Annotated in this window: 13 protein-coding genes; all 13 read right to left on the reverse strand. The window is 61.2% G+C overall.

Translation table 11 applies throughout. From position 1 onward, the window contains the following. Positions 1–12: 12 nt before the first annotated feature. Positions 13–810 (reverse strand): transporter substrate-binding domain-containing protein, encoded by a 798-nt coding sequence (locus tag ACIP8I_RS20535; protein ID WP_003220833.1) that lies wholly within the window; start codon positions 808–810, stop codon positions 13–15. Positions 811–1168: 358 nt separating this feature from the next. Next, positions 1169–3739, reverse strand: a complete 2571-nt coding sequence (gene mdoH / locus ACIP8I_RS20540; protein ID WP_400763441.1) for a glucans biosynthesis glucosyltransferase MdoH — start codon at positions 3737–3739, stop codon at positions 1169–1171. After that, the gene (locus tag ACIP8I_RS20545; protein ID WP_169842613.1) at positions 3732–5516 is read right to left on the reverse strand and encodes a glucan biosynthesis protein G; all 1785 of its coding nucleotides are present in this window, start codon (positions 5514–5516) and stop codon (positions 3732–3734) included. Before ACIP8I_RS20545 ends, mdoH begins: the two co-directional genes overlap by 8 nt. Before the next feature lie 352 nt (positions 5517–5868). Beyond that, positions 5869–6306, reverse strand: a complete 438-nt coding sequence (dtd, locus tag ACIP8I_RS20550) for a D-aminoacyl-tRNA deacylase (protein ID WP_400763446.1) — start codon at positions 6304–6306, stop codon at positions 5869–5871. Then, entirely contained in the window at positions 6303–7274 is a 972-nt protein-coding gene (gene pip / locus ACIP8I_RS20555) for a prolyl aminopeptidase (protein ID WP_400763448.1), read from the reverse strand. The genes dtd and pip overlap by 4 nt, the downstream gene beginning before the upstream one ends. 260 nt (positions 7275–7534) lie before the next feature. Continuing rightward, complete coding sequence (gene hutG / locus ACIP8I_RS20560) at positions 7535–8338, reverse strand: N-formylglutamate deformylase (protein WP_400763451.1); 804 nt, start codon at positions 8336–8338, stop codon at positions 7535–7537. 10 nt (positions 8339–8348) lie between these two features. Continuing rightward, positions 8349–9554, reverse strand: a complete 1206-nt coding sequence (hutI, locus tag ACIP8I_RS20565) for an imidazolonepropionase (protein WP_400763464.1) — start codon at positions 9552–9554, stop codon at positions 8349–8351. A gap of 251 nt (positions 9555–9805) precedes the next feature. Next, on the reverse strand, positions 9806–11338 hold the full coding sequence (gene hutH, locus ACIP8I_RS20570) for a histidine ammonia-lyase (RefSeq protein ID WP_400763465.1): 1533 nt from the start codon (positions 11336–11338) through the stop codon (positions 9806–9808). Between the two features lie 116 nt (positions 11339–11454). Beyond that, positions 11455–12978, reverse strand: coding sequence for a histidine ammonia-lyase (gene hutH, locus ACIP8I_RS20575; RefSeq protein WP_400763468.1), 1524 nt, complete (start codon positions 12976–12978; stop codon positions 11455–11457). A gap of 154 nt (positions 12979–13132) precedes the next feature. After that, positions 13133–13963 carry a glycine betaine/L-proline ABC transporter ATP-binding protein gene (locus ACIP8I_RS20580; RefSeq protein ID WP_183783813.1) on the reverse strand — a complete coding sequence of 277 codons (831 nt, stop codon included), beginning with the start codon at positions 13961–13963 and terminating at the stop codon, positions 13133–13135. Beyond that, complete coding sequence (locus ACIP8I_RS20585) at positions 13960–14811, reverse strand: proline/glycine betaine ABC transporter permease (RefSeq protein ID WP_007949591.1); 852 nt, start codon at positions 14809–14811, stop codon at positions 13960–13962. Before ACIP8I_RS20585 ends, ACIP8I_RS20580 begins: the two co-directional genes overlap by 4 nt. A gap of 84 nt (positions 14812–14895) precedes the next feature. Next, positions 14896–15864 carry an ABC transporter substrate-binding protein gene (locus tag ACIP8I_RS20590; protein ID WP_007961756.1) on the reverse strand — a complete coding sequence of 323 codons (969 nt, stop codon included), beginning with the start codon at positions 15862–15864 and terminating at the stop codon, positions 14896–14898. Positions 15865–15933: 69 nt separating this feature from the next. Next, positions 15934–17406 (reverse strand): purine-cytosine permease family protein, encoded by a 1473-nt coding sequence (locus tag ACIP8I_RS20595; protein ID WP_400763472.1) that lies wholly within the window; start codon positions 17404–17406, stop codon positions 15934–15936. Positions 17407–17457: the final 51 nt, after the last annotated feature.

Raw genomic sequence — 17457 nt, forward strand, 5'->3', positions numbered from 1 at the left:
CAACGACCGGACTTATTCCATGTCCTTGAGCCACTCGGTGCTCTTGAACCACTTGTCATGGATGCGATCGTAGGTGCCGTCTTCGTGGATCTGGTGCAGGAAGTTGTTGATGAAGTTGATGCTGTCGTAATCACCCTTCTTCAGACCGAAGGCCAGCGGCTCGTAGGTGAACGGCTTGTCGAGGAACACCAGTTTGCCGGCGCCGACCTTGTTCACCGCGACCACGTTGTACGGCGCGTCATAGATGAACGCGTCAGCCTTGCCGTTGACCACGTCGAGCACGGCTTCCTGCTCGTTGTCGTAGCCGTGGTACTTGGCTTTGGCGATCAGCTTCTTGGCAACCATCTCACCGGTGGTGCCGAGCTTGGAGGTGATGCGGTAGTCAGCGGTGTTCAGGTCTTTATAGGACTTGATGGTGCCTTCCAGTTCCTTGCGGATCAGCAGGGTCTGGCCGACCACGATGAACGGTTCGCTGAAGTTCAGGCGCAGGTTGCGCTCCTGAGTCAGGGTCATGCCGCTGCCGATCATGTCGAACTTGTCGGTCATCAGGGCCGGGATAATCCCGTCGTAACCGGTGGAGACCAGCTCGAGCTTGACGCCCATGGCCTTGGACATGGCTTTGAGGATGTCGACTTCGAAGCCGATGATCTCGCCGCGCTTGTTGGTCATTTCAAACGGCATGTAGGTCGGATCCATACCGACTTTCAACGTGCCGCGCTTGACCGCGTCATCGATTGCACCGGCGTGCGCCGCATTGACTGCAACCAGTGCCGTGACGCCGACCAGCAGCATCGACAGATACTTCTTCATCTTCAAGTCCCCAAAACCATTGCAATTGCGGCGCGAAAACCGACTGAAATGGACAAGATCGTCCGGGCGCGCCAATTCGGGGACGGATGCTAACGCACTCGATTTTTTGCACAAGGTTTAATGGACGATTTGTTTAACATTCAAAGGCCACCCCTCACCCCAGCCCCCTCCCCAGAGGGGAGAGGGGGAAAGGGAGCCGATCGGGGAAATATTCGAAAGCTAAGTTCGACTCGATTTCTCAGGTCGATGCAACTCGAATATCCAATCCGGTCAGTCCCCTCTCCCTCCGGGAGAGGGTTAGGGTGAGGGGGCTTTTCAGCGCCATAAAAAAACCCCGCTAGTTAGCGGGGTTTCTTCATCAGGCCGGTTGCGCCTGCAAGCTCACTGGCTTGAGCGGCAACAGCGGCGCATGCGGATCGGCTTTCACCGAAGCGCGCCAGGCGTCCAGCCACTCGTTGTGACCTTCGGCCCAGACCAGCTCGTGCAGACGCGCCAGGGCTACCGGATCGCTCAGCAATTGCAGGCGATCATGGTTGCTCAGGGCTGCCGGACCCGCCTTCAGGGCGTGACGCACACGCTCCTGACGCAGCCACTCGATCGGCTCGGCCTGACCGTGACGGGCCGTCGCCAGCGAACACGCCAGGGCGTTCTGCTGCGGATCGACCACGGCGCGGATGAAGCCGTCATTCAGTGCATGCCAGCGGTTTTCGTGGGTGTACTGGTCGGTCGCCAGCAGCGCCTGTGGCGGATTGTATTCCTCGGGGATGAGGAACAGGCTCTCGTCACGGGACTTCAGGCCCAGACCGACACGGCTGGAAATCACCGACACCGGGATCGATAGCATCAGCGAACCGACGATCGGCACCAGCCACCACAGGAAACTCGGGTTCAGCCAGATCACCAGCAGCGCCCAGCAGAAGCCCAGCAGGGTCTGCGGACCGTGGCGCTTGACCGCCTCGCTCCATGGCGTGGAGTCGTCGTCACGCTGCGGCGAGTTCCAGGTTGCGGCCCAGCCGAGGAACGCGGCGAGAACGAAACGGGTGTGGAAAATCATCCGTACCGGCGCCAGCAGCATGGAGAACAGCATCTCCAGCAGCATCGACAGGGTCACCTTGAACTTGCCACCAAACTCTTTCGCGCCCTTGGCCCAGATCAGGATGATGCTCAGCAGTTTCGGCAGGAACAGCAGCACGATGGTCGTCGAGAACAGCGCGATCGCCTTGTCCGGGTGCCATTGTGGCCACAACGGATAAAGCTGACGCGGCTCCAGGAAGTATTGCGGCTCCATCAGCGTGTTCACCGCCAGCAGCGCGGTGGACAGCACCAGGAAGAAGAACCACAACGGCGCCGACAGGTACGACATCACGCCGGTCAGGAACACCGCGCGGTGCACCGGGTGCATGCCTTTGACCAGGAACAGGCGGAAGTTCATCAGGTTGCCGTGGCACCAGCGACGGTCACGCTTGAGCTCGTCGAGCAGGTTCGGCGGCAACTCTTCGTAACTGCCCGGCAGGTCGTAGGCAATCCACACGCCCCAACCGGCACGGCGCATCAGCGCGGCTTCAACGAAGTCGTGAGACAGGATCGCCCCGGAGAACGCACCTTTGCCCGGCAACGGCGCCAGAGCGCAGTGGTCGATGAACGGCTTCATCCGGATGATCGCGTTGTGACCCCAGTAGTGGGATTCACCCAACTGCCAGAAGTGCAGACCGGCGGTGAACAGCGGACCGTACACGCGGGTGGCGAACTGCTGCATGCGCGCATACAGGGTGTCCATGCCCGACGCACGCGGCGCGGTCTGGATGATCCCGGCGTCCGGCGTGGCTTCCATCAGGCGTACCAGACTGGTCAGGCATTCCCCGCTCATCACCGAGTCGGCATCGAGCACGACCATGTACTTGTAGTCACCGCCCCAGCGACGGCAGAAGTCGTCGAGATTGCCGCTCTTGCGTTTCACGCGACGACGGCGGCGGCGATAGAAGATCTTGCCGAAGCCCTTGGCTTCGCGGCAGACGTCCAGCCAGGCCTGCTGCTCGGCGACGCAGATATCGGTGTCGTTACTGTCGCTGAGGACGAAGAAGTCGAAGCGATCCAGATCACCGGTAGCGGCGACCGATTCGAAGGTGGCGCGCAGACCGGCGAATACCCGGGGCACGTCTTCGTTGCAGATCGGCATGACCAGCGCAGTACGGGCGTCTTTCGGAATCGGCTCGTTGCCGGCGCTTTTGCCGGAGATACGGTATTTGTCGTGGCCGGTGAGCAACTCGAGGAAGCCCATCAGCGCCGTCCAGAAACCGGCCGATACCCAGCAGAACAGAATCCCGAACAGGATCAGGATGCTGGTCTGCAGCGCATACGGCAGCACTTGCGTGGCGGTTTGCAGCAGCGGCTGGTGCAGCACTTCGTCCAGATCGACGAACGACCAGCCCTGGTACGGCATGATGCCTTTCATGTACCAGCCGGCAACGATGGTCTGGCCAAGCATCAGCAGCAACAGAATGTAGCGACGGATCGAACCGACCGTGCGCCAGCGCGCTGCCGGCAACACGTTTTCGTCCTTCGGCGGCTGCGGCGGATTGGTGCGCCCGGTCAGGCGGCGCCAGCCACGCACCAGAATATTGGTGCGCCATGGCTCCGGCACGACTTTGGTCCGACGGATCGGCGGTGTCGCCTTCATGCTGACCCGACCGCTGGAGTCGAGCACCAGCATCTCCGCGTCTTCAAGCTCTTCGGCGGTGCTCAGGGTCAGGCGCTTGCCCACCGAAGCCTGGGCGGCTTCGGCAGGCGCGTCGAACGTTGACGACGACAGGCGCTGGTGTAATTCGCTGAACGACTGGCAGCCCGCGAGTTCCGCGCGCTGCTCGTCGGTCATCGGCAGATGCGCCAGATACTCGGACAGAGTCTCTGGCTGTACTTGAGAGTTACTCATCGGCAGGCAACTGATAGCTCCAGGTCTCGGTCAGGACTTCTTCAGTCGGTGCCGATTCCGGTGTGGCTGGGGCCGCGTTGGCAGCCGCTGGCTGCTTGGCGTCTTTGTTGGCCTTGTCCTTGGCATCTGCGGCTGGCTTGGCGTCGGCCTGTTTGGCTTCGGCTGCCTTGGCTTCCTTCTCTTCCTTCTCTTGTTGCTTGGCCGCGACCTTGTCCGCCTTGGCCACCGACGAATTCGACGCCGGTACCGAAGACTTGGCCAGATCAGCGGTGACCACTGGCTGAACCAGGGCGGCGCGCATCTCGGTGGACTTGCTCGCGTCCTTGATCTTCATCCGCAGGGTCAGGCGCCAGCCCTTGGTTTCCGGGTTGTAGCGCACGCTGTTCTCGACCAGCTCGGCGTTATCGCCAACGCTGACCTGACTGCGCACGTCGGCATCCGGGGCCAGAGCCGCCAATGATGGACCTTCGAAGTCGACCAGGTAGGCAACGCTGCCATCTGGCTGACGGATCAGGTTCGACTGCTTGACGTCACCGGTCGAACGCAGGGTCTGCTTGACCCAGGCGCTGTCGGGGGCGTGAATCGCCGCTTCGTCCATGGTCCAGTGCAGACGGTAGGCGAAGTCCAGCGGCTTGCCTGGTTCCGGCATGGTTTCCGGGCTCCAGAACGCAACGATGTTGTCGTTGGTTTCATCGGCGGTCGGAATCTCTACCAGATCAACGGTGCCCTTGCCCCACTCGCCCTTCGGCTCGATCCAGGCGCTTGGGCGCTTGTCGTAGCGGTCGTCGAGGTCTTCGTAGTGGCTGAAATCACGGCCACGTTGCAGCAGACCGAAACCACGCGGGTTCTCGACGCTGAAGTTGCTCACGGCCAGGTGTTTCGGGTTGTTCAGCGGACGCCAGATCCACTCGCCGTTGCCGGCATGGATCGACAGACCGCTGGAGTCGTGCAGTTCACGACGGTAGTTGAGGACTTTCGACGGCTGGTTGGCGCCGAACAGGAACATGCTGGTCAACGGCGCGATGCCCAGTTTGCCGACCTTGTCACGCAGGAACATCTGCGCCTTGACGTCGACAATGGTGTCGCTGCCCGGACGCAGGATCAGGCGGTAGGCACCGGTGGCGCGCGGCGAATCCAGCAGGGCGAAGATCACCAGATGCTTGTCGCCCGGCTTCGGTTGCTGAATCCAGAACTCGCGGAAACGCGGAAACTCTTCGCCCGACGGCAGCGCAGTATCGATTGCCAGACCACGGGCCGACAGACCGTAGGTGTGGCCCTTGCCAACGACGCGGAAGTAGCTCGCGCCGAGCATGGTCATGATTTCGTCTTGCTTGTCGGCCTTGTTGATCGGGTACAGCACACGGAAACCGGCGTAGCCCAGTTGCTCGGTAGCCTTAGGATCGAACTTGAGGTCGCCGAAATCGAAGCGGGTCGGATCGTATTTGATCTCTTCGACGGTGTTCGCCGTGATTTCGTTGATTTTCACCGGCGTATCGAAGTGCATGCCCTGGTGATAGAAGGACAGCTTGAACGGCGTCTTCTGATCGGCCCACTCAGCCTTTTCGGTGAGGAAGCGGATTTTCTGATAATCCGCGAACTTCATGTCACGGAATTCGTTCGGCAGGTTGCTGCGCGGGGCTTCGAATTTCTGCCCGGCGAGCTCTTTAGCCTTGGCTGATACATCGTCAAGATTGAACGCCCAAAGCTGGCCGGCGCTGAGCAGGCACAGGAGCGCCGAACCCGCTACCAGGGCACTTCGCATGCGTTTGGCAGACATTTTTGCTGCATTACAGGGACTAACAATCACGAGCAACCCTCGCCGAAAACAGATCAAAAAACCAACGGCCAGATTAAGTGCCTGTGGGGTTTTCGACTTTGAAAAGCCGACCTCCCAGCGCACCCTTGCCAAGTTGGCGAGCATTGTTCCGACTCCGCTGGGGCAAAATGATTCCCCAATCGGATCCGGACAAGTCTCTACCTAAGTCAAAAATGGACCAGCGAACGCTGATCCCCATAGCGCGCGATTATCTAGTAGCCCGCGTGACAACGCATCAGGGGTAACAAAGTATTTATCGCGAAAAACGCCTGTTTTCAGTCGAAAAGCCCTTGAAAAGATGTTTCAAGCGCTTTCATGTCTGTAACAGGAAGGTGACCGGGCCATCGTTGACCAGGTGCACCTGCATATCCGCGCCGAATCTACCTGATGCCACAGTGCCATGCATCTGTTTCGCTTTGCCCAATAGATAGTCGAACAATTCCTCGCCCAATGCCGGGGGGGCCGCGGTCGAGAAACTCGGACGCAACCCACTCTTGGTGTCGGCAGCCAGGGTGAACTGAGAGACCAGCAGCAACCCGCCGCCCACATCCGCCAGGGACAGATTCATCTTGCCCTCGGCGTCACTGAATACCCGATAGTTAAGCAGCTTATGCAGAAGTTTGTCGGCGCTGGTACGGGTATCGTCGGGTTCGACCGCCACCAGTACCAGCAATCCTTGATCCACCGCGCCGACGATCTCGCCCGCCACTTCGACCCGTGCACCGCGCACGCGCTGTATCAGCCCCTTCATGCTTCTTCGGGCGGCAGGTCGAGCAGGCGGCGAGCCATTTTGCTTGCGGCACGCACCAGCGCATCGGTGATGCCCGGCTCGGACGCGGCGTGACCGGCGTCGCGAATCACCTGCAGCTCGCTGTTCGGCCAGGCCTGATGCAGTTCCCAGGCGTTGTCCAGCGGGCAGATCACGTCGTAGCGACCGTGAATGATCACCCCCGGCAGGTGGGCGATCTTGCCCATGTCGCGAATCAGCTGATTCGGCTCAAGGAACGCGTTGTTGGTGAAGTAGTGGCACTCGATCCGCGCGATCGACAGGGCGCGCTGCGGCTCGGAGAAACGGTCGACCACCAGCGGGTTCGGGCGCAGGGTCGCAGTGCGCCCTTCCCAGGTCGACCAGGCCTTGGCCGCGTGCATCTGGGCAATCTGGTCGTTGCCGACGAGGCGCTTGTGGAAAGCGCTGAGCAGATCGCCGCGCTCGTCCAGCGGGATCGGCGCGATGTAATCCTGCCAGTAATCGGGGAACAGACGGCTGGCACCGGCCTGATAGAACCACTCGATTTCCTGCGGACGGCAGAGAAAGATCCCACGCAGGATCAGACCGTGTACGCGCTCCGGGTGGGTTTGCGCGTAGGCCAGCGCCAGGGTCGAACCCCAGGAACCGCCGAACAGCACCCATTTGTCGATGCCCAGGTGCTTGCGGATACGCTCGAGGTCGGCGACCAAATCCCAGGTGGTGTTGTTTTCCAGGCTGGCGTGCGGGGTGGAGCGTCCGCAGCCGCGCTGGTCGAAGGTGACAATGCGATACAGGTTCGGATCGAAATAGCGACGGCTCTGCGCGTCGCAACCGGCACCCGGGCCGCCGTGGATGAACACCACCGGCAAGCCTTCCGGCGAACCGCTTTCGTCGACGTACAGCGTATGGGTGTCATCGACAGCCAGATCGTGCCGGGCGTGGGGTTTGATCTGCGGAAACAATGTCTGCATTGCGCGCTCCGTAAGGGGTCGAGGTCATCCCTGGGGGGACTTCTATTATTCTGCCGTTCGGCATCATAAACCCGATTTACGTCAATGAGCATGCCTGAGGCCATGAATCAAAATCTGTGGCGAGGGAGCTTGCTCCCGCTGGGCTGCGGAGCAGCCCCAAAACAGTCAGCCGAGTGTTCCGGTTGAATCCGGATTGCCGGTTTACGACGGCTGCACCGTCGAGCGGGAGCAAGCTCCCTCGCCACAATTTTCTCTGCGAGTCAGGTGGTATAGCGGGATTTGCCCCAGTTCAAGAAGCCCAGCAGCAACTCCTTCAACACCACCCGCGTCGGCTCGGCCAGATCGGCGCGGTAGCGGAACGGTTCGAACTCTTCCATGTAGGTGCACTGGCCCAGTTCCAGTTGCACGGCGTGGATGTTCTCGGCCGGGTTGCCGTAATGGCGGGTAATGTGGCCGCCCTTGAAGCGTCCGTTGAGCACATGACTGTAATTGCCATGCCGCGCGCAGATCGCTTCGAGCTGCGTCGCCAGCTGTGGATCGCAACTGGCGCCGTTGAAGGTGCCGAGGTTGAAGTCCGGCAGTTTGCCGTCGAACAGGTGCGGGATGATCGAACGGATCGAGTGCGCGTCGAACAGCAGCGCATAGCCGAACTCGGCCTTCAGCCGCGCCAGCTCTTGCTGCAGGGTGCGGTGGTACGGCGTCCAGATCTGTTCCAGATAGGTCGCGCGCTCTTCTTTCGAAGGCTCGTGCCCTTCGCGGAACAGAGGAATGCCATCGAACAACGTCGCCGGGTACAGGCCTGTGGTGGCGCCTGCATACAACGGCTTGTCATCAGACGGACGGTTCAGATCGATGACAAACCGCGAGTACTCGGCCGCCAGGGTGCTGGCGCCCAGCTCTTCGGCAAAATCGTAGAGCTGCGGAATGTGCCAGTCGGTGTCCGGCAGGCTTTTCGCATCCGCTATCAGCCCGGCCTCGACCACAGGCGTCAGGCGCACACCGGCATGCGGCATGCTGATCAGCAGGGGCACGCGACCTTGTTTGAAACTCAGAACCTTATCCACAACCGCTCTCCTACAGACTTGATTCGACGCCGTGACGCACGACGCGTTTGTCCAGATCACCGCCGAGCCAATAGGCCAGATCCGCCGGACGATCGATGTGCCAGGCAACGAAGTCGGCGACCTTGCCGACCTCCAGCGATCCGTGGGTGTCAGCCATACCCAGCGCTTGTGCGGCATGGATGGTCGCACCGGCCAGGGCTTCTTCCGGGGTCATGCGGAAACAGGTGCAGGCCATGTTCAACATCAAGCGCAACGACAGCGCCGGTGAGGTGCCGGGGTTGAGGTCGCTGGCGATGGCGATTTTCACCTTGTGCTTGCGCAACGCGTCCATCGGCGGCAGCTGGGTTTCGCGCAGGAAGTAGAACGCTCCCGGCAACAACACCGCGACGGTGTCGGCTTTGGCCATGGCGATGGCGTCGTCTTCATCCATGAATTCCAGATGATCGGCGGACAACGCGTGATACCGCGCCGCCAGACTGGAACCATGCAGCGACGACAGTTGTTCGGCGTGCAGCTTTACCGGCAGACCAAGTTTTTGCGCGGTGATGAACACCCGCTCGACCTGCTCCGGCGAGAACGCCAGGTACTCGCAGAACGCATCCACCGCATCGACCAGCCCTTCGGCGGCCAATGCCGGGAGCATCTCGGCGCAGATGTGCTCGATGTAGTCGTCAGCGCGATCCTTGTACTCCGGCGGCAGCGCGTGGGCGGCCAGACAGGTGCTGCGCACGCTGATCGGCAGCTCTTTTTCCAGGCGACGAATGACGCGCAGGATCTTGCGCTCGCTGGCCAGGTCCAGACCGTAGCCGGACTTCATCTCGACCGTGGTCACGCCGTCGCGCATCAGGCTTTTCAGGCGCTTGGCAGCGCTGACGAACAGCTCGTCTTCAGTCGCTTCACGGGTGGCGCGCACGGTGCTGGCAATGCCGCCGCCCTGCGCCGCGATCTCGGCATAGCTGACGCCTTGCAGACGCTGTTCGAATTCGCCGCTGCGGTTGCCGCCGAACACCGTGTGGGTGTGGCAGTCGATCAGGCCGGGGGTCACCCACGCGCCTTGCAGATCGTTGACCGCCGGGTATTCACCGGACGGGAGCAGATTGCGCGGACCGACCCACTCGATGTGCGCACCGGACGTCACAATGGCCGCATCCTCGATGATCGAGTAGACGCCCTGCGCCATGGTTGCGACGTGGCAGTGTTGCCAGAGGGTTTTCACTGTTGGCCTCCGTTGGAATTGGTTTGGTGGGGAGCCTTCAAAAGCCCCTCACCCTAGCCCTCTCCCGGAGGGAGAGGGGACTGACCGGGTTGTTCTGTCGAGATACATCGACCTGAGAATCTTGAGCCGAACTCCGGCTCTGAAAACAATGAAGATCGGCTCCCTTCCCCTTCTCCTTCTCCCCCTTGGGGGAGAGGGCTGGGGTGAGGGGGATCGATTTCAGCAACAACAAAACTCCCCCTGAAAAACACTTACAAACTAGGCAGCAATTTCGCCGGAACCAGCTCAGTCAGGCAGCGCGAAGCCAACAACTCGGTCGCCGCATTGATGTCCGGCGCAAAGAAGCGGTCCTTCTCATAGAACGGCACTTCGCGGCGCAGAATCGCCCGCGCCTGTTCCAGCTTGGCCGAGGTCTTCAGACCGTTGCGCAGATCCAGTCCCTGCACCGCCGCCAGCCATTCCACCGCAAGAATCCCGCGGGTGTTTTCAGCCATTTCCCAGAGACGCTTGCCGGCGGCCGGAGCCATCGACACGTGGTCTTCCTGGTTGGCCGAGGTCGGCAGGCTGTCGACAGAATGCGGATGGGACAGCGCTTTGTTCTCGCTGGCCAATGCTGCGGCGGTCACCTGAGCGATCATGAAGCCGGAGTTCACACCGCCATTGGCCACCAGGAATGGCGGCAGTTGCGACATGTGCTTGTCCATCATCAGCGAGATGCGGCGCTCGCTCAGCGAACCGATTTCAGCGATGGCCAGGGCCATGTTGTCGGCGGCCATGGCCACCGGTTCGGCGTGGAAGTTACCGCCGGAAATCACATCACCTTCAGCGGCGAATACCAACGGGTTATCGGAGACGGCGTTGGCTTCGACCACCAGCACGTCGGCGGCCTGACGGAACTGGGTCAGGCAGGCGCCCATGACTTGTGGCTGGCAACGCAGCGAGTACGGGTCCTGAACCTTTTCGCAGTTCTGGTGCGAATCGGAGACTTCGCTGCGCTCGCCGAGCAGATCGCGATATGCGGCTGCAGCATCGATCTGACCTTTCTGACCACGGGCGGCGTGAATGCGCGCGTCAAACGGCGAGCGCGAACCGAGTACCGCTTCCACCGTAAGCCCGCCAACGGTCAGTGCACCGGCAAACAGGTCTTCACCTTCAAACAGACCGCGCAGGGCGAATGCAGTGGACACCTGAGTGCCGTTGAGCAACGCCAGACCTTCTTTCGCCGCCAGGGTCAGCGGGGTCAGACCGGCGACTTTCAGCGCTTCGGTCGCCTCCATCCATTCACCCTTGTAGCGCGCCTTGCCTTCACCCAGCAGCACCAGCGACATGTGCGCCAGCGGTGCCAGATCGCCAGAAGCGCCCACCGAACCTTTGAGCGGAATGTGCGGATACACCTCGGCGTTGATCAGCGCGATCAGCGCGTCGATCACCACGCGGCGGATGCCGGAGAAACCACGGCTGAGGCTGTTGACCTTGAGCACCATGATCAGGCGCACCAGCTCGTCGCTGATCGGCTGGCCGACGCCGGCGGCGTGCGACAGCACCAGTGAACGCTGGAGATTTTCCAGGTCTTCGCTGGCGATGCGGGTCGAAGCCAGCAGGCCAAAACCGGTGTTGATGCCGTAGGCGGTGCGATTCTCGGCGAGGATCTGCTCGACGCAGGCGACGCTCGCCTCGATCTGCGCCGCAGCGCTGTGGTCGAGGGTCAGCTTGACCGGTTGCTGATAAACGTCACGCAGTTGGGCCAGGCTCAGTTGGCCCGGAATCAGGTTCAGCGCAGTCATTAAAATGCTCCTTTTGAACATTGTTATTAACTACCAGTCGCTCCGGAGCATTCCGTTATCCGTCGTTTCTCGTCTTGTGGACGATCCGCGCCTTGGCACGCTGGTATAGGTAATTGTCAGTGCAGATTCGGTAATACGTTGTGCAGCGAATTCGGGGCTTTCAGAACGCTGGCGGCGGCGGCGATATCCGGCGCCAGCCAGCGATCCTGATCGTAGGCCGGGACGGTTTCCCGCAGCAGGCGCCACGCCCGGTCGGTGCCTGCGCCAAAGCGCTGCTCCTTGAGGAATTCGAAGGCCTGCGCCGCCAGCAGGTATTCGATGGCGAGGATCTGCGTGCAGTTTTCCAGGGCGCGGTGCAGCTTCAGCGCAGCGCTGGTGCCCATGCTCAGGTGGTCTTCCTGCAGGCCCGAGGTGACGTAGTTGTCGAGCACTGCCGGTTGCGCCAATTGGCGGTTCTCGGCACACAGCGAAGCGGCGACGTATTGCACGATCATCATTCCGGAGTTCACCCCCGGGTTGGCCACCAGAAACGCCGGCAGACCGCTGACGTGCGGGTTGACCAGACGATCGAGGCGGCGCTCGGCAATCGAGCCTATTTCAGCCATGGCAATCGCCAGCAGATCCGCTGCCATTGCCACTGACTGGCCGTGCGGGTTGGCCTGCGACATCACCCGGAAATTCTCCGGCGTGCCCAACAGCAACGGGTTATCGGTGCAGCCGTTGAGCTCGGCTTCCACCTGTTTGATCGCATGGTCCAGTTGATCGCGCGCCGCGCCGTGCACCTGCGGAATCGAGCGGATGCTCAACGCATCCTGAGTGCGAATGCCTTTGCTGGTCGCGATCACTTCACTGCCATCGAGCAAGGCGCGCAGATTGCTCCCGACCTGTTGCATGCCCGGGTGCGGCTTGAGCGCGATGATCTCGGCGTCGAACGCGGCAATCTGCCCACGCTGGGCTTCGAAACTCATGGCGCCGATCACGTCAGCCCATTGCACCAGGCGTGTCGCGTCGGCAACCGCCAGGCAGCTGAGGCCGGTCATGCACGGCGTACCGTTGACCAGACACAAACCGTCCTTCGCACCCAATTGCACCGGCTGCAAACCTTCTTCGGCCAGCGCCTGTTGCGCCGAGGTGATCTGCCCGCGATAGCTGACATTGCCCACGCCCAGCAATGCGATGCCGATGTGCGCCATGTGCGTCAGGTAACCGACCGAACCTTGCGATGGAACCTGCGGGGTGATGCCACGATTGAGCAGCGCCAGCAGCACTTCGACCACGCGGCGATGAATGCCGGATTTGCCGTGGCTGTAGTTGTGAATCGCCGCGCAGATGATCGCCCGGGTCTGCTCATCGGGCAGCACCGGACCAACGCCACAGGCGTGGCTGAGCAAAGTGTTGCGCGAGAGCTGGCTGAGTTGCTCGTCCTTCAGCGACACGTTGGACAAACCGCCCAGACCGGTGTTGACGCCATAGGCACGCTCGCCGCTTTCGACGATACGCTGAACGATGCCCTGAGCATTTTCGATGCGCGCCCAGGTCTCGCTCGACAGCTCAAGTTTTGCGCCGTGACGGGCGACGGCGACCACGTCCTGCCAACGCAGGGGGTTGCCGGTGATGATGATTTTTTCAGCCTGGGACATCTAAAACCTCATGCCAATTCTGTTGATACACCAACCTGTGGCGAGGGAGCTTGCTCCCGCTGGACTGCGAAGCAGGCCCAAAATTTTTGCGACCGCTGCGCGCTCGAGCGGGAGCAAGCTCCCTCGCCACAAAAGCAGTCTCACCCTTAGTCCACTAAACCACCGCCGCCCGCCGCTGCACGAACCGGTCAACATACTCATCCGCCGGCGAATGCAGGATCTCTCTTGGCGTGCCGACCTGAATCAGGCGGCCGTCCTTGAGGATCGCGATGCGGTTGCCGATGCGCACGGCCTCGTCGAGGTCGTGGGTGATGAAGACGATGGTCTTGTGCAGGGTCTTTTGCAGCTCCAGCAACTGGTCCTGCATCTCGGCGCGGATCAGCGGATCCAGCGCGCTGAACGCTTCGTCCATCAGGATGATGTCGGTGTCGGCCGCCAAGGCGCGGGCCAGGCCCACGCGCTGACGCATGCCGCCAGAGAGCTGGTGCGGGTATTTGTTTTCGTAGCCTTTGAGGCCCACGGTGTTGATCCAGTGCAGCGCACGTTCGGCGCACAACTGTTTGCTTTCGCCGCGCACTTTCAGACCGTAGGCGACGTTCTCGATCACGGTCTTGTGCGGCAGCAGGCCGAAGCTCTGGAACACCATGCTGATCTTGTGCCGGCGAAATTCGCGCAGCGCTTCCATGTCGTATTGCAGGATGTCCACGCCGTCGACCAGAATCGCGCCGCTGGTGGGGTCGATCAAACGATTGAAGTGGCGCACCAGGGTCGATTTGCCGGAGCCGGACAGGCCCATGATCACGAAAATCTCGCCAGTGCCGATGCTCAGCGACAGGTCGTTGACCCCGACCACGCAACCGGTTTCGTTCAGCACCTGATCCTTGGTCTTGCCCTGGCCGACCATCGCCAGTGCGTCCTTGGCGCGGTTGCCAAAAATCTTGAAGACGTTTTTGACTTCGATCTTGCTCACGGTTGCGTTTTTCATTTGCTCACCTCATGCCGTGGCCGACCGTACGCCTGAGTAATGCGGTCGATGACCACTGCGAGAATCACGATCGCCAGACCGGCTTCGAGGCCGCGTCCGACGTTGAGGGTCTGAATCCCCACCAGCACGTCTTCACCCAGACCCCGGGCGCCGATCATCGAGGCGATCACCACCATCGACAGGGCCATCATGGTGGTCTGGTTGATCCCGGCCATGATGCTTGGCAGGGCCAGCGGCAATTGCACGCCGAACAGTTGCTGCCAGCGGTTGGCACCGAAGGCGTTGATCGCTTCCATGACTTCCCCGTCGACTTGGCGGATGCCCAGATCGGTGAGGCGGATCAGCGGCGGCGCGGCGTAGATCACCGTGGCGAAAATCGCCGGGACCTTGCCCAGACCGAACAGCATCAGCACCGGAATCAGGTACACGAAGCTGGGCATGGTCTGCATGATGTCGAGCAGCGGCATCAGCACCGAACGCAGGCGGTTGCTGCGCGCCGAGAGAATCCCCAGCGGAATGCCGATCAGCACCGAAATGATCGTCGCGACCATCATCAGCGCCAGGGTCTGCATGAGTTTGTCCCACAGGCCGACAGCGCCCACGAGGAACAGCAGACCGACGATGACCGCAGTCGTGACGACTTTGCGCGTGGCGTGCCATGCGACCACACCGACGATCGCCAGCATCAACCACCACGGCGCCGCACGCAGCAGGCCTTCGAGGTTGACGATGGCCCACAGCAGGGTGTCGGAGATGTGGCGGAACACATCACCGTAGTTGGTAACCAGCGAATCGACCCAACCGTTGACCCAGTCGGCGATGGAAAAGGTAAAGCTTTCGGGAAACATAAGCGGCTCTCAATCAGAAATCTCAATCAAGCGATTTACGGCATATCTCCCGGCCAGCCTCACGGTTGACCGGGAGGTATCGACCTACAGCGCCGCGTCGATTTTCTTGGCTGCGTCGTCACTGACCCACGCGTGCCAGACCTCAGGATGTTCCTTGAGGAAGATTTTCGCCAGTTTTGGCGACTCGATACGTTCCTTCGCCATACGTCCCAGGTTCTGGTTCAGCAGGTCGATCGGCAGGTTGACCTTTTCCAGCACGGCCACCAGTTCCGGTGCCTGCTCGTGGAAGGTTTTCGACAGGCCCACCTTGATGCTCACGCTTTTGTCGACGCCCGGCTTTTCTTCGAGTTTGACCGCGTCGATCTGGCCCATCAGCGGGGTTGGCGACCAGTAGTAGAACAGGATCGGCTCGCCACGCTTGTAGCTCGACAGCACCGCCGCATCCAGCGCAGGTCCTGTGCCCGGGCGGAAGTTGGTGTAGGTGTTTTCCAGGCCGTAGCTCTTGAGCATTTCGCTGTTGTCCAGCTCGCAGGTCCAGCCCGCCGGGCAATTGTAGAAACGGCCCTTGGACGGCTCTTCGGCGTCTTTGAAAACAGCCGCGTATTTGCCCAGATCGGCGATGTTTTTCAGGTCCGGGGCTTTTGCCTCGATCTTGCGTTTGGCGTCGCCTTCGATCACGTAGCGCGGCACGTACCAGCCTTCGATCGCGCCGACGATCGGGGCGCCGACACCGACCACCTTGCCGGCCTTCTCGGCCTTGTTCCAGACCTCGCTGCGGCCAACCCACTCTTCGGCGAACACTTGAATGTCGTTGCTGCTCAGGGCGTTCTCCATGGTGATGGAGTTGCCCGGCAGGCTGTCGGTCTTGCAGTCGTAACCTTTCTCCAGCACCACTTGCAGCACGTCGGTCAGCAGCATGCCGCTTTCCCAGTTCAGGCCGGCGAATTTCACCGGTTTGCCGGATTCGCACCAGCCGGCCGCCTGGGTGGCGCCGGCACTGGCCAACAGGCCCATGGACAGCAGTGTGGTGAGCAGGGTCTTGTTCGATTTCATTGTTGCGACGCTCCTAATCATGAATTGGCTTACGGCAGTCAAGAGGCATCCAGCCCTGTCCACGTCCAATCAGGCCTGCGCCGCAGCGCGCCCGGCCCTACTTTTTTCAGGTGGTACAACGCTGTTCTGCTCGACCGGCAGAATCAGGTGATCGGGCACCGAGCCGTGCCATTTTTTCGCGCACAGGTAATACAGCGCGGCAGGCAGCACCAGACCGATGATCCAGGAGATATCCACGTCACCGAGGGCGGCCACCAGCGGGCCGGTGTAAAACTTGGTGGAGATGAACGGCAGCTGCACCAGCACGCCGAACACATAGACGCTGATCCCGAGCAGGTTCCAGCGCCCGTAACGACCGTTGGGATCGGCCAGCGCCGGCACGTCGTAGCGCTCGCGGGTGATGCAGTAGTAATCGACCAGGTTGATCGCACTCCATGGCGTGAAGAACGCCAGCAAAAACAGGATGAACGACTTGAATGCACCGAGGAACGAGTGCTGGCCGAGCAAGGCGATCAGGGTTGCCGCGCCGACGATCACCAGCACGAACACCAGACGCTGCAGGCGCGAGACCGTCAGATGCCCACGGAAGCCGCTGATGATGGTGGCGATGCACATGAAGCTGCCGTATGAGTTCAGTGTCGAGATGGTCACCTTGCCGAAGGCGATGCTGAAGTACAGCAGCGCCGCGGTAGCACCGGTGCCGCCCAGCCCGACGATGTAAGCCACTTCGTGACCGGCAAACTGGCCGTTGGCCGAAGCTGCCGCGAACACGCCGAGGACCATCGCCACCTGCGCGCCGATGACCGAACCTGCGCCAGCGGCAAAGAAGGTTTTCACCGAGGAAACCTTGCTCGGCAGGTAACGCGAATAGTCCGCCACATAAGGGCCGAACGCGATCTGCCAGGACGCCGCGAGCGACACCGCCAGCAGGAAACTGCTCCAGCTGAAGTGACGGATCTGCAACAGCGCGCCAACATCCACCTGGCTCAGCAAACGGCTGAACAGATACACGAAGGCAATCACGCCGATGACACTGGCAACCCGGCCGATCCAGTGGATCACCCGATAACCGAGCACCGTGACCACCACGATGACACTGGCGAACAGCAGGATGCCGACGGTGTCGCTGACGCCAAACAACTGGCCCAGCGCCTGGCCGGACAGCACCGTACCGGTGGCGGTGAAACCCAGGTACATCAGGCACACCAGCACGATCGGGATCGCCGCGCCGTAGACGCCGAATTGCACGCGGCTGGAAATCATCTGCGGCAAGCCAAGTTTCGGCCCTTGTGCCGCATGCAGCGCCATCACCCCGCCGCCCAGCAATTGACCGAGCAACAGACCAATCAACGACCAGAACACATCACCGCCCAGCACCACGGCCAGGGCCCCGGTGACAATCGCGGTGATTTGCAGATTCGCACCCATCCACAGGGTGAACTGGCTCAACAGACGACCGTGTCTTTCCGCTTCCGGGATGTAGTCGATCGAACGCCTTTCGATCAACGGTTTGTTGCCTGCACGATCGGGGGTTACAGCCATGATTCAACCTCTGTGGATTGTTTTAATTGTTCTCTCGAGCCTACTCGAACC

Source organism: Pseudomonas sp. NPDC088414 (assembly GCF_044753325.1).
GTDB lineage: Bacteria > Pseudomonadota > Gammaproteobacteria > Pseudomonadales > Pseudomonadaceae > Aquipseudomonas.